General features: G+C 72.7%; 20 protein-coding genes and 2 tRNA genes. 4 read left to right on the top strand and 18 right to left on the bottom strand.

Annotated elements, in window-relative coordinates; genetic code table 11:
* Positions 1-22 precede the first annotated feature (22 nt).
* The 12 genes from BXU09_RS06365 to BXU09_RS06310 all read right to left on the bottom strand — a co-directional run bounded on the left by BXU09_RS06365 (position 23) and on the right by BXU09_RS06310 (position 8,927).
* The gene (locus BXU09_RS06365) at positions 23-406 is read right to left on the bottom strand and encodes a hypothetical protein (protein WP_078301280.1); all 384 of its coding nucleotides are present in this window, start codon (positions 404-406) and stop codon (positions 23-25) included.
* A 3-nt stretch (positions 407-409) separates the two neighbouring features.
* Positions 410-1,501, bottom strand: a complete 1,092-nt coding sequence (locus BXU09_RS06360; protein ID WP_078301279.1) for an agmatine deiminase family protein — start codon at positions 1,499-1,501, stop codon at positions 410-412.
* A 57-nt stretch (positions 1,502-1,558) separates the two neighbouring features.
* Entirely contained in the window at positions 1,559-2,254 is a 696-nt protein-coding gene (queC, locus tag BXU09_RS06355) for a 7-cyano-7-deazaguanine synthase QueC (protein WP_078301273.1), read from the bottom strand.
* 61 nt (positions 2,255-2,315) lie between these two features.
* A complete protein-coding gene (locus BXU09_RS06350) occupies positions 2,316-3,008 on the bottom strand; it encodes a 7-carboxy-7-deazaguanine synthase QueE (protein ID WP_078301266.1) in 693 nt (230 codons plus the stop codon).
* A gap of 4 nt (positions 3,009-3,012) precedes the next feature.
* A complete protein-coding gene (locus BXU09_RS06345) occupies positions 3,013-3,423 on the bottom strand; it encodes a 6-carboxytetrahydropterin synthase (RefSeq protein ID WP_078301260.1) in 411 nt (136 codons plus the stop codon).
* Between the two features lie 4 nt (positions 3,424-3,427).
* Positions 3,428-3,910 carry a preQ(1) synthase gene (queF, locus tag BXU09_RS06340; RefSeq protein ID WP_205684135.1) on the bottom strand — a complete coding sequence of 161 codons (483 nt, stop codon included), beginning with the start codon at positions 3,908-3,910 and terminating at the stop codon, positions 3,428-3,430.
* 199 nt (positions 3,911-4,109) lie between these two features.
* Positions 4,110-4,185, bottom strand: a tRNA-Phe gene (locus BXU09_RS06335).
* Between the two features lie 5 nt (positions 4,186-4,190).
* Positions 4,191-4,266 (bottom strand) — tRNA-Asp (locus tag BXU09_RS06330).
* Between the two features lie 121 nt (positions 4,267-4,387).
* Positions 4,388-5,149, bottom strand: coding sequence for a metallophosphoesterase (locus BXU09_RS06325; RefSeq protein WP_078301256.1), 762 nt, complete (start codon positions 5,147-5,149; stop codon positions 4,388-4,390).
* Between the two features lie 96 nt (positions 5,150-5,245).
* Positions 5,246-5,845: a single-stranded DNA-binding protein gene (locus tag BXU09_RS06320; protein WP_078301249.1), complete on the bottom strand. Its 600-nt coding sequence runs from the start codon at positions 5,843-5,845 to the stop codon at positions 5,246-5,248.
* Positions 5,846-5,956: 111 nt separating this feature from the next.
* Complete coding sequence (locus tag BXU09_RS06315; protein WP_078301247.1) at positions 5,957-8,359, bottom strand: penicillin acylase family protein; 2,403 nt, start codon at positions 8,357-8,359, stop codon at positions 5,957-5,959.
* Positions 8,360-8,558: 199 nt separating this feature from the next.
* Positions 8,559-8,927 carry a hypothetical protein gene (locus tag BXU09_RS06310; protein ID WP_078301246.1) on the bottom strand — a complete coding sequence of 123 codons (369 nt, stop codon included), beginning with the start codon at positions 8,925-8,927 and terminating at the stop codon, positions 8,559-8,561.
* A 218-nt stretch (positions 8,928-9,145) separates the two neighbouring features.
* On the opposite strand from BXU09_RS06310, the gene BXU09_RS06305 reads away from it, so the two are divergent.
* A complete protein-coding gene (locus tag BXU09_RS06305) occupies positions 9,146-10,321 on the top strand; it encodes an MFS transporter (protein WP_078301244.1) in 1,176 nt (391 codons plus the stop codon).
* 43 nt (positions 10,322-10,364) lie between these two features.
* Here BXU09_RS06305 and BXU09_RS06300 read toward each other — a convergent pair whose 3' ends face one another.
* The 5 genes from BXU09_RS06300 to BXU09_RS06280 all read right to left on the bottom strand — a co-directional run bounded on the left by BXU09_RS06300 (position 10,365) and on the right by BXU09_RS06280 (position 15,359).
* Positions 10,365-11,222, bottom strand: coding sequence for a 4-(cytidine 5'-diphospho)-2-C-methyl-D-erythritol kinase (locus BXU09_RS06300; protein WP_078301242.1), 858 nt, complete (start codon positions 11,220-11,222; stop codon positions 10,365-10,367).
* Positions 11,219-11,875, bottom strand: a complete 657-nt coding sequence (gene ispD / locus BXU09_RS06295; protein WP_078301241.1) for a 2-C-methyl-D-erythritol 4-phosphate cytidylyltransferase — start codon at positions 11,873-11,875, stop codon at positions 11,219-11,221. Before ispD ends, BXU09_RS06300 begins: the two co-directional genes overlap by 4 nt.
* 10 nt (positions 11,876-11,885) lie before the next feature.
* A complete protein-coding gene (locus BXU09_RS06290) occupies positions 11,886-12,452 on the bottom strand; it encodes a UbiX family flavin prenyltransferase (protein ID WP_078301239.1) in 567 nt (188 codons plus the stop codon).
* Between the two features lie 193 nt (positions 12,453-12,645).
* Positions 12,646-14,799 carry a hypothetical protein gene (locus tag BXU09_RS06285; protein ID WP_240501045.1) on the bottom strand — a complete coding sequence of 718 codons (2,154 nt, stop codon included), beginning with the start codon at positions 14,797-14,799 and terminating at the stop codon, positions 12,646-12,648.
* A complete protein-coding gene (locus BXU09_RS06280) occupies positions 14,796-15,359 on the bottom strand; it encodes a glycerol-3-phosphate acyltransferase (protein ID WP_078301238.1) in 564 nt (187 codons plus the stop codon). The genes BXU09_RS06285 and BXU09_RS06280 overlap by 4 nt, the downstream gene beginning before the upstream one ends.
* A gap of 70 nt (positions 15,360-15,429) precedes the next feature.
* Between BXU09_RS06280 and BXU09_RS06275 the strand changes: the two genes are divergently transcribed.
* Positions 15,430-16,170, top strand: coding sequence for a HesA/MoeB/ThiF family protein (locus BXU09_RS06275; RefSeq protein ID WP_078301236.1), 741 nt, complete (start codon positions 15,430-15,432; stop codon positions 16,168-16,170).
* Between the two features lie 253 nt (positions 16,171-16,423).
* Complete coding sequence (locus tag BXU09_RS06270; RefSeq protein WP_078301235.1) at positions 16,424-16,795, top strand: HU family DNA-binding protein; 372 nt, start codon at positions 16,424-16,426, stop codon at positions 16,793-16,795.
* Positions 16,796-16,894: 99 nt separating this feature from the next.
* Here the strand turns inward: BXU09_RS06270 and BXU09_RS06265 are convergent, their stop codons facing one another.
* Positions 16,895-17,464, bottom strand: a complete 570-nt coding sequence (locus BXU09_RS06265) for a hypothetical protein (RefSeq protein ID WP_078301233.1) — start codon at positions 17,462-17,464, stop codon at positions 16,895-16,897.
* Positions 17,465-17,668: 204 nt separating this feature from the next.
* On the opposite strand from BXU09_RS06265, the gene BXU09_RS06260 reads away from it, so the two are divergent.
* Complete coding sequence (locus tag BXU09_RS06260; protein ID WP_055362156.1) at positions 17,669-18,073, top strand: hypothetical protein; 405 nt, start codon at positions 17,669-17,671, stop codon at positions 18,071-18,073.

The following is an 18,073-nucleotide window of genomic DNA, read 5'->3' as shown; positions in this document are numbered from 1 at the left end:
GCCGTCACTCTGGCACGCGCGGTCAGCGGACGTGGTTCATGTAGAAGTTGTAGACCTGAGCCTGCCACTCTGCGTTCCCCTGGAGGGTGAAATGGATGTTCTCCAGCGGCACCTTGCGGCCTTGGGTGTCCACGAAGCGTTCGCCATCCAGCGGACTCAGCCCCAGTGCCTGCTCGATCAGGAGCAGCAGGCGCGGTTCGTCCAGCAGGTCGCGGAAACTCCCGAACGACACCTGCCGCCCGCTGTCCGGCGCGACACCCCCCATGGAGCGGGGCCGCGCTGCGCCGCACGCCGGGCAGGGGCCTACCAGCCCCAGCTGCTGCTCGTAGACCAGCCAGCGGTGTCCGCACGCGGGGCATTCCACGGTGCAGCTCGGCTGATCCTGCGGCAGCGGCTGGAAGGGCATGGGTCAGCCTTCCTGCGTCCAGGGCGTCCCGGTGGGCTGCTGCTGCGTGACGCAGTGGAAGCTGCCGCCGCCCTCGATGATCGCGCGGCTGCTCAGGCCGATCACCTCGCGGCCGGGGAACAGCGGCGTCAGGACCTCCAGGGCGCGGGTGTCGTTCGGGTCGCCGTACTGCGGGACGACCACGAAGCCGTTCCCGATATAGAAGTTCGCGTAGGTGGGCGGCAGGCGGCCCTCGGCGCCTTCCAGGTACGTGGCGGGCAGGGGCAGTTCCACGATGCGGAAGGGCTGGCCGTCCTGGTCGGTCATGGCGCGCAGGTCCGCGAGGTTCTTTGCCATGACCGCGTGGTTGGGGTCCTCGGGGTTGGGTTCGACGCTGGTGACGATGGTCCGCTCGTCCGTGAAGCGGGTGATGGTGTCGATGTGTCCGTCGGTGTGGTCGTTCTCCAGGCCGCCGTCCAGCCACAGCAGCTTGCGCACGCCCAGCGTGTCGTTCAGCAGCGCCGCGTACCCGTCCTCGGTCAGGCCGGGGTTGCGGGTGTCGGTCAGGAAGCACGACCGGGTGGTCAGGCCCACGCCCAGGCCGTTCACTTCCAGGCCGCCGCCCTCCAGCACGAACGGCTGCGCCCAGCGCTGTGTGCCCAGGTGCCCGGCGACGTACTCGGGCACGAGGTTGTCATGGTCCCAGTTGAACTTCCCGCCCCACGAGTTGAACTGCCAGTCGGTCAGCGCCAGATCACCGTCACGCTTCACGAAGATCGGGCCGTTGTCCCGCACCCACACGTCGTCCAGCGGCACGCGGTGGTAGGTGACGTTCGCGCCGTCCAGGCGGGCGCGGGCGTCCGCCTCGCTCTCCTCGTCCCGGACGAGCAGGTGCAGCGGCTCGAAGCGCGCGATGGTCCGCACCAGCCCGGCGAACTCGGCGCGCACGCCCTCCAGGTGCCCGAACCACAGGTCGTCGTCGGCGGGCCAGCTCATCCAGGTGGCGGCGTGCTCGGCCCACTCGGCCGGCATGCCGAACCCCAGTTCGCGGGGCGTGGGGTCGTGCGGGGCGTCGTGCGGGGTGGCGGCAGGGGAGAGGTCGGACATGCCCGCCATTAAAACAGACCCCGGTGCGCGGATTGTCTGATGAGGCGGCATGGGGGGGACTGTGTATTACGCCAGCTGCGCCTGAGCGTACCGGGTGGCGAGGTCCGGGCGGCCCGCCTCGATCAGCGCCCGGTCCCGGATGCGGCACGAATCGCACACCCCGCACGGTTCCTCGCCGCCCTGGTAGCAGCTCCAGGTCACCTCAATCGGCACGCCCACCGCCAGCGCCTCGCGCACGATGTCCGCCTTCGTCATCTCTGCCAGCGGCGCTGTCAGCACCGCCCCGCGCCCCTCCAGGCCCGCCTTCGTCGCCAGATCCGCCAGCGTCTGGTACGCCGACAGGTACTCCGGGCGGCAGTCCGGGTACCCGCTGTAATCCACCGCGTTGATCCCCAGGAACACCCGCTCGGCGTCAATCGCTTCCGCGAGACTCAGGCCCACGGCAATAAAGACCGTGTTGCGCCCCGGCACGTACGTCGGCGGAATCACGCCGTCTTCCGTCCCGTCCGTCGGCACGGCCATCGACTCGTCCGTCAGGGCACTCCCCCCGAACGACCCGATGTTGATATCGATCACCCGGTGCACGGCCCCGAAGTGCGCCGCGACCGTGGCCGCCCGCTCCAGCTCCACCGTATGCCGCTGCCCATACCGGAACGACAACGCCGTGCACGCGTACCCGTCACGGGTCGCCATGCCCAGCACCGTGCTCGAATCCAGCCCACCCGACAGCAGCACCACCGCGCGCTTCTGACCATCACTCATACCCAACCTCCGCAAAGACCCCTCACCCGACCCTCTCCCCACGGGAGAGGGCTCCAGAAGCTCAATACCCCAGGGCCGCGTTGCCGCCGAGGGGGATGAGGCGTTTGTCGCTGTGTGCGTCGAGGTCGTCGGCGCGGTACAGCTTGTGCATCTGGTACCCGGCCCGCAGGCGTGGGTTCTCCTTGACCGCCTGCGTGATCGCGTTCAGAACAGTCAGATCCCGCTCGCGCGCCCGGCTCCACTCGGGGTGCAGCCAGATCACCGCTCCGTCCGGCAGGCCGGTCAGGGTGTCCAGCCCCGCCTGAATGTCACCGGGCTCGTGGACGATGATCTTCACCTCGTCCGCCCGCGCCACGACTTCGGGCAGCGGGGGCTGCCCGAACGGTTTGGGCGACAGCGTCACCCAGTCCAGCGCCCCCCGCAGTGGTGCGATGCCGCTCGTCTCGATGTGAACCCGGCGGCCCAGCGCGTGCAGGGCGTCCGTCAGGGGCGCGAGGTCGAACAGGATCGGCTCGCCCCCCGTGACCACCACCACCGCGCCCTCTGGACTCTCGGCCCGCACCACATCGGCCAGTTCATCGGCACTCATGAGGGTCACGCCGTCGGGGCGGTAGTCGCGGTGCCACGTTCCGGCGCTGTCGCACCAGGGGCAGGACTGCGGGCAGCCGTACAGGCGGATGAAGTACGCCGCGCGGCCCAGGTGCACGCCCTCGCCCTGCCACGTGTAGAAGCGCTCGTACACCGGGTATTTCACGGCCTCACTCCCAGTACTCGCAGGAACTGTCGGGCGTTTCCCACAGCGTCACGTGCAGGCGTAGGTCCGCGCCGTCGTCCCCTTCGGGCAGGTCGGCGCGCACGCGCTTCATGGTGTGGCGGTGGATGTACGCGGCGACGACCTCGGCGGTCGTGTCGTCCCCGAGTTCCGGGATGTCGTTCAGGTAGGCGTGATCCAGGCCCCCGGCATCGATGTCCTTCTTCGCCCACTTGAGGGTCTTGAAGTCGGCGACCATGATGGCCCGCTTGACGTGCGCGCTCGGGCGCAACCGGTCACTGGTGAGTTCCATCCGGACGCGGTAGGTGTGCCCGTGTAGCCGCCCGCACGGTCCGTCGTATCCGGTGATCACGTGCGCCGAATCGAACGTGAACTCCGAACTCAGTTTCCACGGCATCCGCTTACGCCCCCTGGTGATCGGGTGCCACGTACCGCACGGTGCAGATCGTGTTCAGGCCCCCACGCATGCCGTAATCACAGCGGATCTCCATGCTCAGCGGGTTCAGCAGGTTCACCAGATCCGCCAGCACCCGCCGCGTCGCGTGCTCATGGTAGATGCCCACGAAGCGGTAGCTGGTCAGGTAGTACTTCAGGCTCTTCAGTTCCACGCAGGTCTCGCGCGGCAGGTACCGGATCTCCAACCGCCCGAAATCCGGCAGGCCACTCCAGGGGCACACCGGGCTGAACTCGTCCGTCACGATCTCGATCTGCATCGGCTCGCCCGGATACCGCACCGGGTCGTCCACGCGCACGTGCTCGAAGGTGCCCAGCACCGCCGTATCGATGGCGTCCAGGCCCTGCACGTCGTACCGGCGGTCGAAACCGGGGTTCTGGGGGCCGCAGTCGGTCCCGGCGGTGGCCGGCGTGTTCACAGTGTTCGTCATGTTCTCTCCCTGACGGTCCCGCCGCTTGGTACGGACAGGCCGGGACGACAGCACAGGTCGTCCAGTGGTGGGGGAGCCCCCGCGGGCGGCAGGCTCGCCGGGCATTATCCGTGCCCGCCGCCCCGCCGCCTAGGGCCGCGCCGCCCGGCCGAACGGCACAACGAAAAACCCCCACCGCTGGGGTGGGGGTTTTTCTTGGTGGTGGCCAGGGCCGGACTTGAACCGGCGACCCAACGATTTTCAGTCGTTTGCTCTACCAGCTGAGCTACCTAGCCTTCCTTGGCGGTCCGGACGGGATTTGAACCCGCGACCTTCTGCGTGACAGGCAGATATGCTAACCGCTACACTACCGGACCAAGATGGATGTGACTGCTGGTACGCTGCTGTAAAAGCAGCGGGGTTAAGGATAGCGGCGGCAGTTACGGTTGTCAACCGGGCGCGGGCCGATGGGGGCGTGCGGGCCGTTGTGGCCTGCGTTCAGAAGGGGACGGCGCGGACGCTGATCAGCGGGTCGGGCTGGTCGGGGTTCAGCATGAGTTCCAGGTACTCGCGGCCGTGCAGGGCGTCGATCATGGCGAGCCTGTGTGTTTCGTCGAGCAGGATGCCGTCCTCGATCTGGGTGTGGCCGTACACGCCGAAGCTCAGGCCGGCCATCTGCACGTACTCGGGTGTCTCGCGGAACCAGCGTTTGGGGCTGCGGTCGGCGTAGAACAGGTCGTCGTAGTGCGTGTGCGCGGGCAGGGGGGACACGTGCGCGAACTGCACGCTGCCGACCCTCAGTTCGCGGGGGAAGGTCTGCATCCAGTGTTTCAGGTGGTCGGGCAGGTGAATGCCGCCGTGGTCCGGGTCGAATTCGGTGTGGACGAGGCCGCCGCTGGTGCCGAGGACGAAACTGGTGTTCAGGACGGCGTCGTCGTGGTTGCCCAGGATGATATGGATGGCGTGCGGCGCGGCCAGCTGGTACTCGCGCAGGCGGTCGAGGTGCTTGACCTGCTCGCGGGCGGCGAGGAACAGGTGGTCGGGGTTCTTCGGGTCGAAGCGGTGCACGCCGGTCAGGCGGCTGTACTCGCGGTCGTTCTTGGGGTGCACGAGGTCGCCGATCAGGACGACCTGATACAGGCCGGCCAGGACGGGTGGCGTGGGCTGGCCGTTCGCGTCGGCGCAGCTGGCGGCGCGCAGGGCGGCCCAGAGGGTGTCGAAGTCGGCGTGCACGTCACCGAAGGCCAGGAACTTGCGCATCGGCTGTCAGTGTACGGGATGCCGGCGGGTCCTCCCTCACCGGGGGCACAGGCGGGCCGTTACGTTCCCTTGAGGTTCTCCCGGCAGCGGCGGCGGTCAGCCCTTGAGGATGGCGTGCAGCTCCTTGTAGATGGCGCGGCTCTCCTCGAGCGTCTCGCCGTAGCCGCGCATCAGGATGCGGGCGGCCTCTCCGCCGCGCCCGGCGACTTTCAGCTGTTCGAGCAGGTCCTCGATGTGCCGCCGCGCCTTCTCCATCTGCGGGTCGCGGGGCGGTTCGGGCGGCAGGGGGCGTTCGGGGGTCTCGGTGGGGACGGGCGTGTCGGTTTCGAGTTCGGTGGTGTTCGCGCCGTCTTCCGGGTCGTACTCGACCCAGACGGGGTCGCTGGTGGGGCGCACGCCGTACGTGCGGGCCAGGTCGGCCAGCGCGGCGCGTTTGGCGTCCGGCAGCGAGTGCGCGGTGGCCAGTCCCTCGCGCACCACGCCCTGCACGGTCAGGCGGGCGCGCACGACGGGCGGCGTGACGCTGTCGCAGGCCCAGGTGAGGCTCCAGGCGGGGTCCAGCAGGTCGAGTTGCGGGGCGAGCACGTCGAGGTCCGGGGCGAGGGCCACGCGGGCCTGGTCGCCCCGCAGGTCCAGGGTGGCCCAGGCGGTCATGCTGGCGCGCAGGGCGTCGCGCACGCGGTGAAGGTCAGCCATGTTCCGGAGTGTACCGGGTTGCCGGGCAGGGCGGCGGGCTGTGTGAAAGCACGGTGGACGCCAGCGGGCGGCCAGCCGGGCAGACAGGGGCCGGACACTCCCGCCGGCGCATCAGGGGCGGGGCGTGAGGGTCAGCTGGCGGGTGCGGCCCCAGTCGGCGGGGTCGGTGCTCATGGGCAGGTACTCCCCGGCGATCCAGCGGGCCTGCTGGTCGGCCGTGTGGCGCGCCAGCGGGTGCCCTTCCTGGCCCAGGCTGCCGATGTACACGCTGCGGTTGGGGCTGGCGAGGTCCACGATCTGGCGGTAGCTGGCGCCGTGCGTCTGCCGGAAGGTGCCGTGCTCGGGGCGGGCGACGTTCACGGTGTTCGTGCCGCCGGGCGTGGGGGCCTCGTGATTGAACAGCCATGCCAGCGCGCTGACCTTCCCGAAGGCGCGGTGGTGACTGGCGACCGTGTGCAGCTGCCCGTACGTCCAGCTGTTCAGGTCGGGTCCCAGGCGGTCTTCCAGGTCGGTCAGGGCGGCCTCCAGCGTGCGGGTCAGCAGGCCGGCGCAGTCGCCGCTGCCGTTCACGGCGCACAGTTCGCCGTTCCCGCGCAGCTGCTTCAGGACCGAGAGGCTGTTCATGACCGCGTCGTTGCCCAGTTCGTCGCGGGCCATCTCCTGAAGCTGCATCAGCCACGCCTCGAACAGGGTCGAGGGAACGCTGCCGGTCGTCTGCTGACCGTCCCAGCCGCGCAGCCGCTCCAGGGCCTGCCGGGCGCGGTCGCTGCCGGGCCGGGTGGCGAGCAGTGGTTCCTTCAGGTCCGCCCACACCAGACTCAGGGTGTCCAGCTGCACGCGCTGCACGTCCGCGACCGTGAGTTTGCGGCCGGTGTCCAGCAGGTCCGTGATGCGCTGGGCGCGGTACGGTTCGGCCCAGTTGCGGTCGTTGCCCAGCGCGTGCGGGTAGCTGTCCGGCACGACCCGGTTGTTCGCGGTGACGATCAATCCGTCGGCGGGGTTGAAGGTGTGCGGCAGCTGCTCGAACGGAATGAAGCCCTGCCACTCGCGCGACCCGTCCCCGCTGACCGGCAGGCTGCCGTCCCAGCCGCGCCGGACGGGAATGCGGCCCGGCGCGTAGTAGCCGGTGTTGCCGTCCACATCGGCGTACACGAAACTCTGACTGGGGGCCACGTAGGACCGCAGCGCGCCCGTGAAGTCCGCCCAGTTGCGCGCGTAGTTCAGGCCCAGGAAGGCGTCCATGGTCGTGTCGCCGCCCTGCAGGGCCGTCCATTTCAGGGCCACGCGCGGCCCGACCGCGCCCGCCCCGGCGTCGCTGATGATCGGCCCGTGCCGGCTGCTGCGCACCGTGAGGATCACGTCGGGTGCGCCCTTGACCCGGATGACCTCGCGGCGGCTGGTCAGGGGGGCGTCCCCGGGTTCGATGTACAGGTCCTGCACGTCCGGGTTGACGTTCGTCACGCCCCACGCGACCCGTTCGTTGCGCCCGATCACGATGGCTGGCAGGCCCGGAATGCTCGCCCCGATGGCCTTCAGCCGGTCGCCCTGCACGTCCGCGAGGTACCACAGCATCGGCGCGGTCAGCGCCAGGTGAGGGTCGTCTGCCAGGATCGGTTTGCCGCTTTCCGTGCGGCTCCCGGCGATCACCCAGTTGTTGCTGCCCTTGCCCGGCACGGCCTGCAACCCCAGCGTCCGCGCCGCCTGCAGGTGCGAGCGCAGCGCGGCCACGGTTGCGCTGGGCAGGGTCGCGCTGGGGAGGGTGGTGGGGGGCCGGGTCGCTTCGGACGGCTCGCCCGCTGCGGCCGTCCCGGTCAGGGACTGCGCCGCGCCGCTCAGCTCGTCGTCGCTCAGGACCGTCGGCGCGCCGTCCGGGTACGGGGCCGTCACCTGATCCAGTCCGTCCGCGCCCAGCCGGCGCACGACCTGCGCGCCCAGCACCTCCTCCTCGTAGTTGCCGCCCAGATCGAAGGCCATCAGTTTGCTCCAGGACACGCTGTCCACCTCACGCCAGGGTTCGGGCGCATAGCCCAGAATCCGGAATTCCAGCGCGGTCCGGCCCTGCGCCTGCGCGGCGTTCACGCCCGCCGTGTACGCACGGATCAGCGCGCGGGACTGCGCCGACAGTGCCGGCAGCGCCGCCTGGGCGGCCCGCTCGAAGCCCCAGGTGCGCAGGAAGCGGTCCTGCGGCAGGGCCGCCTCGCCCAGCACCTCGGCCAGTCGGCCCTGCGCCACGCGCCGCTGGAAGTCCATCTGCCACGCCCGGTCCTGCCAGTGCGCGAAGCCCAGCGCGAACACCGCGTCCGCGTCGGTCGCCGCGCGGATGTGAGGCACGCCCCAGGCGTCCCGCGTGACCGTGACCGCGCCGCCCAGTCCGCCCACCGGCGCGCTCCCGGCGTGCCGCGCCTGCGCCGACAGGTGCAGCCACGCGGCCGCGCCTCCCGCCGACAGCAGCAGCGCCGCCGTGACCCCCAGCGCCACGCGCCCCGCGACCGCCCATCCTGACCGTTTCCTCACGCCGCCTGCCGCCTGCCGTCTGTGCCTCACGTTGCGCTCCCCTGACACCCGCGCCCGTGCCGGGGCGGTGTCTGCTGCCTGCTCTGTCTGCCTCTGGTCCGTGAAGCATAGCGCCCGGTCCTGCCGCCGCGACGTGCAGAAACCCGCTCCCGGAACAGCCGGGGCGGGTTCAGAAGGCCGGGCTCAGCGGCCCGCCGGGTCAGAACTCTTCGTGCAGCAGGGCGGCGTTCGCGGCGGCGCGGCGCGGATGGACCGGCAGGCGCTCGGTCAGCATCAGCAGCCCCTGGGTGCCGGCGTGGGTCAGGCCGCTCAGGAACTGCCCGCTGACCGGCGTGTCGAAGCACGGCTGCGGCACCGGCACCGTGCAGTCCAGCACGCAGAAATCCAGCCGGGCGTCCGGGGTGGCCGGGCAGGTGACGGCCGCGCCGTACCCGTTCGTGAAGCGGAACACCAGCAGCTCGCCGTCCGGCAGCGTGTGCCGCTCGGGTTCGTGCAGCAGCGCCGGGAACGACGTAGTGGGCGTCAGCAGCGGCGGGTGCAGGCTGAGCACGGGATCGTGAAGGGTCATGGGCGCACTCCTGTGGGCCGCAGGTGAACGCCAGCAGCGTTCAGAACGGCCTTGTCGGTGATGGGGATCGGGTGGGAACAGGCGCCGGGCGGGACGTCCGGGCCTCTGACCGGCACCGTACGTCCGGCGGCCTTACGGGTCACTTACCGCCCGCGACCTTCAGACCTGATGCCCCCACCTGGGGGGGTGGCCGACCGGTGGGCCGTACAATCGGCGCTGTGTTGTGGCTGCGGCCCCTGACCATGCTGCGGCTCCTGGCCCTGCTGACCCTGTGCGAGACCGTCCGCACCGGGTTCTTCGTGTCGGCCCTGCCGGTCAGTGGCCCGGCCCTGCCGCTGGGCGCCGCCACGATCGGCGCGATGGCCGGCGCACACTACCTCGCCGACGCGCTCGCCAAGGGTCCCGCCGGACTGCTGATCGGCCGCTGGGGCCTGGGCGCCGCGCTGCTGCCCGGCCCGCTGCTGGGGCTGGCGGCGCTGCTGCTGGCCCGCCACGCCCCGCACGCCCTGAGCGGCGTGCTGGTGTGCGCCGCGTGGGGGGTCGGGTACGCGGCGCTGTGGCCGGGCGTCATGAGCGCCTCGCAGGCGCTGGCCGTGCCGGGCCGCACCGCCCGCGCCCTGACGGTCAGCAACCTGAGTGTCGCGCCCGCCATCCTGACCGGCGCGCTGGTGGTCGGGCCGCTCATGAAAGGCTGGCCGGACCTGACCTGGACGGCACTGATGGTCACGCAACTCCTGACGGTGCTGCTGGCCCTGAGCCTGCTGCGGGTGCGGCTGCCTGCCCCGGAGCGGGCCGGGGCGGTGTGGCGCGACTGGCGGCCCGTCGCGGGGCTGCTGCCCGCCGCGTTCGTGCAGACGCTCGCCCCGGCGCTACTGAGCACCGTCCTGTACCCGCTGCTGGACCGCCTGGACCTGACCGTGCGCGACCTGCTGCCCGGCGGGGCGCTGGCCCTGGCCACCTTCGGCCTGAGCGTGTGGCTGATCGGCCGCCGCGCCGACCGGGGCAACCCGCGCCGCGCGCTGCTACCGGGCCTGCTGCTGCTGGCCGGAACCTTCGCGCTGGCCGCCCTGCCCGGCGTGACCGCGCTGCTGCCCCTGCTGGGCGCGCTGCTGGGCGCCGGGTACGGCGCGTTCATCACCGGCTGGAACGGCCTGGTCGCCCGGACCCTCCCGGAAGGACAGCGGGCCGCCGCGTGGGGCACCGTCATGGCTGTCGAGGCGCTCGGCTACGCTGCCGGTCCCGTCCTGGGCGGCGTGGCGTGGCAGCTGGCGGGCGTGCCCGGCGTGTTCGGGCTGGGCGCCGCCGTGTTCCTGGGCGCGCTGCTGTACGACCTGCTGCGCCACCACGCGGCCCGCCGCGCACCGGGCGGTGAAGCGGTGGGTGGGAAGCGGTGAGAGCGGGGTAGGATCCCTGCTTCCCACAGCCCACACCCTCCCGTTACAGCGTGCGGGTGGCCTGCACCCACCAGTGCGGGTACCGGCGGGCCAGGGCGTGCGCGGCGTCGTGGGCGTGGGCGTCGTCGCGGGCCAGGGCCAGACAGGTGCTGCCCGAGCCGCTCATCAGGGGCGAGTGCAGCCCGGCCGTCTCCAGCGCGGTCAGCGCCTCGCGGATGGGCGCGTGGCGCGCGGCGACCGGGCCCTGCAGGGCATTCAGGTACGGGACGGGGCGGCCGTTCGTCAGGGCGGCCAGGATCGCCTCGGTGTCCAGTGCGGGCGTGAAGGCCTCCTCGGCGTCCAGCCAGGCGTAGGCGTCGCGGGCGCTGACCTCCACGCCGGGGTTCACGAGGACCAGCGACACGGGCGGCACGGGCAGCGGGGCCAGGATCTCACCCACGCCGGACGCCACGGCGGCGCGGCCCAGCAGGAAGAACGGCACGTCCGCGCCCAGTTTCAGGGCCAGCCCCGGCAGGTCCACGCCTGCCGGGTACAGCCGCGCCAGGGCCATCAGGGTGGTCGCGGCGTCGCTGCTGCCGCCGCCCAGCCCGGACGCCAGCGGCAGGCGCTTGTGCAGCGTGATGGCCGCCCCTCCAGGCTGCCCGGCAGCGTCCAGGTACGCGCGGGCGGCGCGGAACACCAGGTTGCGTTCGTCGGCGGGCAGGTCCGCGCCCTGCACACTCAGGGTCAGGGTGTCGGCCGGGGCGATGTCCAGGTCGTCCCCGACGTTGAGCGGCACCATCAGCGAGTGCAGCTCGTGGTAGCCGTCGGCGCGCAGGTCACGGACACTCAGGCCCAGGTTCACCTTCGCCGGCGCGAAGTACGTGACGTGGGGGGCAGGGTCGGCGGGGACGTGGCTCATGACGCCTCAGCATCCCACACGCGGGCCAGCGCCTGCGCGAGCAACAGGTCGCCGGGCGTGGTGACCTTCAGCAGGCGGGCGTCGCCGGGCACCAGGGCCACCGGCTGCCCCGCGCGGGCGATCAGTCCGGCGTCGTCGGTGGCGGCGTGACCGTCGGCCAGCGCGGCCTCGTGCGCGGCGATCAGGGCCGCGCGCCGGAACGCCTGCGGGGTCTGCACGGCCCACAGGCCCTCGCGGGGCGTCAGGGTGCCCCAGTCGCCGGCCCGGTCGGCGCGCACCAGCGTGTCGGCCACGGGCAGCGCGGCGGTGGCCGCCCCGACCTCCTGCACGGCGACCAGCAGGTCGTGGATCACGCGCACTGGCAGGAAGGGCCGCGCGGCGTCGTGAATCAGGACCACGTCGGCGTCCGTGGCGCGCAGCAGCGCCAGCACGCTCGCCTGCCGCGTGTCGCCGCCCAGCACGGCGCGGCCCGGCACGTCGCCCGGCAGGTCCAGCCCGGCGGGCAGCGCGATCAGGACCTCATGGACGTGTGGGGTGAGCGCGGCGGCCGAGCGGCCCAGCAGCGTGCGCCCCTCGACCGGCACGAAGGCCTTGGGGCCCAGGCCCAGGCGGGTGCCGGACCCCGCCGCCGGGATCAGCGCCGCGACCTTCACGTGCCCCCCCTCATGCCCCGTCCTCCCGCCAGCGCTGGAAGCCCGGCACGTCCAGCCCGAACTGATCGAGCACGCGCGCCGTCACGAAGTGCAGCAGTTCCTCCACGCTGCGCGGGGCGTGGTAGAAGCCGGCGCTGGCCGTCATGACGGTCGCGCCCGCGTCGTGCGCGGCCAGCATGTTCAGCAGCGCTGGGCGCGGCAGCGGGTCCTCGCGCAGCACCAGCACCAGCGGGCGCCGCTCCTTGAGGGTCACGTGCGCCGCGCGGGCCAGCAGGTTGTCCGCGAACCCGTGCGCGACCTTCGCCAGCGTGCCCGCGCTGCACGGCACGATCAGCATGCCGTCCGTCCGGAACGACCCGCTCGCCACGCCCGCGGCGAGGTCCCGGTCATCATGCACGTGCCGGGCCAGCGCCGTCAGGTCCGGCAACTGCGGCCCACTCCCCTCGGCGGTCATGACCCGCTTGGCGCCGCTGGACACGATCAGGTGCGATTCCACGTCCAGGTCGTGCAGGGCGCGCAGGACCGCGTGCGCGTACGGAATGCCGCTTCCACCGGAAACACCCACCACCAGCTTCATGCGCGCACCCTAGCAGGGCCGCGCCGGGCCCGGCTGTATGACTGCATGCAGGCCCCGTCATACGGACTCCGATTGAATGGGCTGCAAAGACCGTTCAATCCGAGCGAAGCGAGTAGGAGAGAAACGGGTTCCGGACGTGGAGCTGGCAATCCGGTGAAGTTCCGGATTGTCAGCGAAACAAACGGAATCCGTATCAGCCCCCGTCCGCGCCCGCCGCGTCCCGCCGCAGCCGACGCGCGTGCCGCACCTCGGCCGCCACGAACACCAGGGTATTCACGACGTACGTGAGGATCAGCAGGCCGGTCAGGGCCGCCTGCGCGCCGCCCCGCGTCAGTTCCGGCAGGGTCGGGAAACTGGTCAGGCCGGTCGCGGGGGCCAGTCCGGCCGCCGCGCCGCCCCAGGCGAGCAGCAGCACGCCGCCCCACGGACTGTCGATCAGGGACGAGCCGGGCAGCAGCAGCGCCAGCAGCCGGAACCCCGCCGGGCGCGACAGGCGCGCCGGCAGCGGCGTGCGCGGCAGCAGCAGCGACAGCGCCAGCAGCGCCGTCAGGACCGCTGAACCCAGCAGGCCCAGCGCCACCCGGCTCCCCACCGACGGGTCCGTGAGCAGCGCGGCCGGACTGGACAGCGCGGCGCGCAGCGTGACGCTCAGGTCGCCGGTCACGGCCCGCGTGACGCTGCGCTGGTCCGGGTAGCACAGGCGCGGCTCGCCGGGCCGGTTGGCCCGCTGGAATTCCAGGGACGCCGCGCCGGGATTCAGGCCCAGGTTGAACGCCGCCGCGCTCAGGTCCGGGCGGGCCGAGAGGGCGGCGCGGTACAGGTCGCGGGCCTGCGGTTCGTCGCCGCGTGCCTGCGCGATCACACCCAGGTTGTTGCGGGCGCAGGCGTCCGGCAGCGCGCGGGTGTACAGCTCACGGGCGACGCCGTTCTCGCCGTCGAGCTGCGCGGCCAGTCCGGTCAGCAGCGCCGAGTCCGGCCCCGGCCGCAGGGTCAGGTCGGCCAGCTGCGCGTTGCCCCACCCACCCCCGTACGTGCCGCTGCTCAGGGCCGGGGACTGCTGGGCCGCGCCGGCGTGCGCCGCCCAGTGCAGGCCGCCCAGCGCGCCCAGCAGCGCCGCGCCCAGCAGCGTCAGCATCAGGCGTTCGCTGGGCGAGGTGTACCCCACGAACACCCGCCGGGCGCGGGACAGCGGGTGGCGCAGCCACGAGCGGTACCGGCCGCCCAGCGCGCGGGTGTCCTCCCACTGGGCCGGCCAGGCACGCGCCGCCAGGGTCAGCAGCGCGGCCGCCAGGGTCAGCAGCAGCGCCAGCGCCGCCAGTCGCGCCGCGCCGCGCACGCGGTCCAGGCCCTCGGGGCCCAGGTTGTACAGCGTGCCGCTGCTCAGGGACCGCGTGAACTGCCGCCACTCCTCGGCCTCACCCTCGCGGCCCTGTTCGTCCAGGATGCGGGCGTAGCGGGTGTACAGCGCCGCGCCGCCCTGAAAGCGGGGGTGCAGGTCCCGCAGGTACGTCATCCAGGTGGCGGCCCGCGCCAGGCGGTTCTGTTCGAGCAGCGTGCCCACGTACCCGCTGGGGTTCCCGTACGCGCCCAGCGCCCCGCGCGAGATCGGCACGTCCGGGTCCAGGCCGCGCGCGGCGGCGTCCCGGCGGGCCCGGTCGAGCGCCAGGTCCGCCGCCGACGGGAAGCCCGCGCCGTCCAGCCGGGCGGCCAGCTGCACCCACGCCGGGAACGGCATGGTGACGTTCAGGGCGCGGCGCACGGCGCTCAGGGCGGCGTAGTCGTCGCCGCGCGCCGCCTGCGCCTGCCGCAGCGCCAGGAAGGGATTGAGGGGGTCCTGCGCGGCCGCGCGTTCCAGGTCGGCGGGCGGCACGCTGTCGGCGGCGCGGGCCAGCCAGCCGGTCACTTCCGGGTCGGGGGGGAAGGTCACGCGTTCCTGCACGGTCAGCAGGCCGCCGGCGCTGTCCAGCGTGAAGCGTTCGTTCACGCTGCCGAGCTGCGTGGTCACGCGCACCACGCCCCCGGAGGCGTCCAGGGACGTGACGGTGCCCGGCAGGTCCGCGCGGTCCTGCATCACGCCGCCCGGCCCGAAGGCGTACACGACCGGCCCGACGCCCAGGTACACGGTCGCGCCGACCTCCAGCGGGTCGGTCAGGCTGCCCAGGCTGGCCGGGAAGGTGCGCGACCACAGCAGGCGGGGGCCGTCCTCGGCGCGCAGGGTGCGGTCCTCGATCACCGCGCCCGCCTGGGCGTTCAGGCCCAGCGTCAGCAGGGCCAGGGTCAGCAGCGCCGCGCCGCGCGCCAGGAACTGCCCAGCGGGCCGCCGGACAGCCGGCCGGGAGCGGTTCATGCCGGGCCTCCCTGGCGCAGCAGGTGCAGGCTGCGCGCCGCCATGACCGCCCCGCCGGCCAGCAGTTCCGGCAGGCCCCCGTAGCGCGCCGCGAACAGCAGGCCCAGCGGCACGGCCACCGCCGCCGCGAACGGCACGGCGTTCAGACCCACCCGCCGCTGCCCCCAGGCGCGGTACGCGGGAATCACCAGCGCCGCCACGCCCAGCGTCAGCAGCAGCGTCAGCGGGGCCGTGACCAGCAGCACGCCGATCAGCGGCACGATGCCCGCCCCACCCCGGAACCGGAAGAACACCGGGTAGCAGTGGCCCAGCACCACGCCCAGCGCCGCCAGCCAGCCCAGTTCCGGCGCGGCCCACTGCGCGGTCAGGGCGGCCAGCGCGCCGCGCAGCAGGTCCCCGGCCGTCACCAGGACGGCGGCGGCCGCGCCGTACTGCCGGTACGTGCCGCTCGCGCCGGGCAGGTCGCGCCCCCGGATGTCCGCGCCCCGCGCGCGCGAGTACAGCACGCCCGACACCAGTGAACCCAGCAGGTAGGAGGTCAGCAGGATCAGGGCGGGCATACGCGCGGCATTGTACGGCGAAGGCCGGGCACGGCGCGCTGCGCGGCGCGGCGGCACTACACTCCGGGGCATGACCGACCGACCGATTCCGGGGCCGCCTCAGCTGATCGGGCGCAGCGAACTGCGCCGGTACTCCCGGCAACTGCTGGTGCCCGAGTGGCTGGAGGCCGGCGCGCAGGAGCGCCTGCGGGCCGCGTCGGTGCTGATCGTCGGGGCGGGCGGGCTGGGCGGGCCGGTGGCGCTGGCGCTGGCCGGGGCGGGCGTGGGGCGGCTGGTGATCGCGGACAGCGACACGGTGGACCTGAGCAACCTGCATCGGCAGACGCAGTTCACGCAGGGCGACGTGGGGCGGCCCAAGGCCGCCGTGACGGCCGCGCGCGCACAGGCCATCAATCCCTTCGTGGTGGTGGCGACCGCCCCGCGTCTGCACGCCGGGAACGCCCGCGACCTGCTGGGCGGCGCAGACCTGACGGTGGACGCCACCGACAACTTCGAGACGCGGTACCTGATCGCCGATACCTGCGCGGCGCTGGGCCGCGAGTGGGTGTGGGGCGCGGCCAGCGGCACGAGCGGCATGGTCAGCGTGTTCGGCCCTGGCCTGGGCCTGCGGGACGTGTTCCCCGATCCGGGCGACGACCTGTCCTGCGACGAGGCGGGTGTGATCGGGCCGGTTCCGGCGGTGGTGGGGAACATGATGGCGCTGGAGGCCCTGAAGGTGCTGGGCGGCGTGGGCGAGCCGCTGCGCGGGCGGCTGTGGACCCTGGACGCCCTGACCGGCCGCACCCGCACGCTGGCCCTGCGCGCGCCCTGAGCACTCCGGGTGGAACGGCGTCCTCGCCACCCGGCCGCGCCGGGGGAATCCGGGGGGGGTGCCGCCGCCGGGCCACGGAGGCAGACTGTGGGGTTTTTCTCATCCAGTCGCGGTTTCCGGACCCTGGCGGCCGGGGCGGGGTGGGCTGCGCTCCGACTGGGTCGCCGTTCTTCGCTTGACGGACGGCAATGGTGTGTTAGTGTGCATTTGAGCCAAAAATTCACCGCTCAATTCAGTTCCCGGAGGTTCCCGCATGGCCAAGAGCAGCAAGCCCGCCGCGAAGAAACCCGCCACCCGTCCCGCCGCCAAGGCCTCCAAGGCGCCGGTCGAGGCTGCCCCTGCCGACGCCGGGAAGATCGCCAAGACGCAGATCATCGACATGGTCGCCGACCGCACCACCCTGAACAAGAAACAGGCGGGCGAGGCGGTCAGCACCCTGGTCGACTGCGTGATCGACGCGCTGCGCAGCGGCCACAGCGTCGGCCTGCCGGGCCTGGGAACGCTGAGCATCGCCCAGACCGCCGCCCGGACCGGCGTGAAACCCGGCACCAGCGAACGCATCACCATTCCCGCCGGGAAGAAGGTGCGCTTCAAGGTCGCCACCACCCTCAAGGGTACTCTGTAAGCAGGTCGTCACCGCTCAGAGCGGCCGGCGGGGGAGACGGGGCGAAGGCCCTGCTTCCCTCCCGGCCGCTCCGCTGCCGCCCGCTCAGAGTGGTCGGTATCACCGGCGCGGCGGCGCGGCCAGCCACTGTTCCAGCTGCCCGCCGGGCCGCAGGCGGTGCGCGTGCAGGCGCGTGGCCGGGCCGGGCGACCCGTGCAGGGCGCCGTGCAGTGTCAGGCGGTCGAGTTCGTCGGCGAGGTTCAGCTGCTCGGTCACCTGCCCGCCCTGCACGAGCAGCAGCGTGCCGTGCGTCCAGCGGTCTGTCAGGGCGCGCAGGTCGGCGGGGGCCAGCGGGCGGGGCGGGCCGGGCAGCATCAGGCGGTGCCGGGCGGCGGCCAGCGTCTCGCCGCGCAGGGTGCCGCCGTCGCTCCAGGGATCGGCGTGCAGGTCCAGCGCCGCGCCGTGCAGGGTCAGGTGCGCGCCCAGCAGGCGGGCGCTGTCGTGCAGCACGGCGCGCAGTGTCGGCAGCGGGGTGCGGGCGTGCAGGTGCAGCAGCCGGGCGTCCAGGCGGGCCAGTGGCGCGCCGCGCACTTCGGCGGCGTACTGCGGCGGGTAGAAGGCGACGGTCAGCTGAAGACTGGGAGTGCCGGGCGGTCCCGGCGCGTCCGGGTCCGGTGGGAACTGGTTCATGACGGGCCTCCGTCGCCCGGAGCCGCGGGTGGCCCGGAGCGGGGAAAAGACACTGCAGGTGGATGCCGCTCATCCTGACACGCCACGCGCCCCGCGTGGGGACGGGACGGGCGCGGCGGAAGCAGGCGCGGCGCAAGCCAAGGGGCGCGGCGGAATGGGAGACGGTCCTCAGCCTGACCGGGCGGGCCTTGCTACGCTGGGGGCATGACTGACGCTGCTGTTCGCGCGAAACTTACTGCCCTGGTCCCGGCGCTGCGGCATTTTCACTCCGCGCTGCTGGACTTCGCCAAGAGTGACTACGAGTTCCTGAACGGCCCGGTCGGGGGGCCGTTCGAGCTGTACTCGCTGGTCATGAACCACCCGCAGTTCCAGTGGCTGCGGCCGCTGTCGGGCCTGATGGCCACGCTGGACGAGGTGCTGGACGCCAAGGACACCACCCTGACCGAACGGAACGTGACCGACATCCGTCAGGCGCTGGGCCTGCTGTTCGCCGAGACCGACACGCGCTTCGCGGAGTTCCGGGGCGGGTACAACCGCGCCCGCACGGACCTGCGCGTCCGCGAGACCGAGGCGAAGTGGCGCGAGATCCTGCACAGCCTGGAAGCCTGA

Origin of the sequence: Deinococcus sp. LM3 (assembly GCF_002017875.1) — a bacterium.
Taxonomy (GTDB): domain Bacteria; phylum Deinococcota; class Deinococci; order Deinococcales; family Deinococcaceae; genus Deinococcus.
The sequence above is the reverse complement of the archived record's forward strand: the minus strand, read 5'-3'. Positions and strand labels throughout refer to the sequence as shown.

Excerpts from the sequence above, each read along its gene's own strand:
- queC (WP_078301273.1), bottom strand. The coding sequence starts at position 2,254 with ATGAGTGATGGTCAGAAGCGCGCGGTGGTGCTGCTGTCGGGTGGGCTG.
- BXU09_RS06320 (WP_078301249.1), bottom strand. The coding sequence starts at position 5,845 with ATGGCTGACCTTCACCGCGTGCGCGACGCCCTGCGCGCCAGCATGACC.
- BXU09_RS06290 (WP_078301239.1), bottom strand. The coding sequence starts at position 12,452 with ATGAAGCTGGTGGTGGGTGTTTCCGGTGGAAGCGGCATTCCGTACGCG.
- BXU09_RS06360 (WP_078301279.1), bottom strand. The coding sequence starts at position 1,501 with ATGGCGGGCATGTCCGACCTCTCCCCTGCCGCCACCCCGCACGACGCC.
- BXU09_RS06260 (WP_055362156.1), top strand. The coding sequence starts at position 17,669 with ATGACTGACGCTGCTGTTCGCGCGAAACTTACTGCCCTGGTCCCGGCG.
- BXU09_RS06345 (WP_078301260.1), bottom strand. The coding sequence starts at position 3,423 with ATGCCGTGGAAACTGAGTTCGGAGTTCACGTTCGATTCGGCGCACGTG.
- queF (WP_205684135.1), bottom strand. The coding sequence starts at position 3,910 with ATGACGAACACTGTGAACACGCCGGCCACCGCCGGGACCGACTGCGGC.
- BXU09_RS06270 (WP_078301235.1), top strand. The coding sequence starts at position 16,424 with ATGGCCAAGAGCAGCAAGCCCGCCGCGAAGAAACCCGCCACCCGTCCC.
- BXU09_RS06285 (WP_240501045.1), bottom strand. The coding sequence starts at position 14,799 with ATGAACCGCTCCCGGCCGGCTGTCCGGCGGCCCGCTGGGCAGTTCCTG.
- BXU09_RS06265 (WP_078301233.1), bottom strand. The coding sequence starts at position 17,464 with ATGAACCAGTTCCCACCGGACCCGGACGCGCCGGGACCGCCCGGCACT.
- BXU09_RS06365 (WP_078301280.1), bottom strand. The coding sequence starts at position 406 with ATGCCCTTCCAGCCGCTGCCGCAGGATCAGCCGAGCTGCACCGTGGAA.
- BXU09_RS06310 (WP_078301246.1), bottom strand. The coding sequence starts at position 8,927 with ATGACCCTTCACGATCCCGTGCTCAGCCTGCACCCGCCGCTGCTGACG.
- BXU09_RS06300 (WP_078301242.1), bottom strand. The coding sequence starts at position 11,222 with ATGAGCCACGTCCCCGCCGACCCTGCCCCCCACGTCACGTACTTCGCG.
- BXU09_RS06325 (WP_078301256.1), bottom strand. The coding sequence starts at position 5,149 with ATGCGCAAGTTCCTGGCCTTCGGTGACGTGCACGCCGACTTCGACACC.
- BXU09_RS06275 (WP_078301236.1), top strand. The coding sequence starts at position 15,430 with ATGACCGACCGACCGATTCCGGGGCCGCCTCAGCTGATCGGGCGCAGC.
- BXU09_RS06280 (WP_078301238.1), bottom strand. The coding sequence starts at position 15,359 with ATGCCCGCCCTGATCCTGCTGACCTCCTACCTGCTGGGTTCACTGGTG.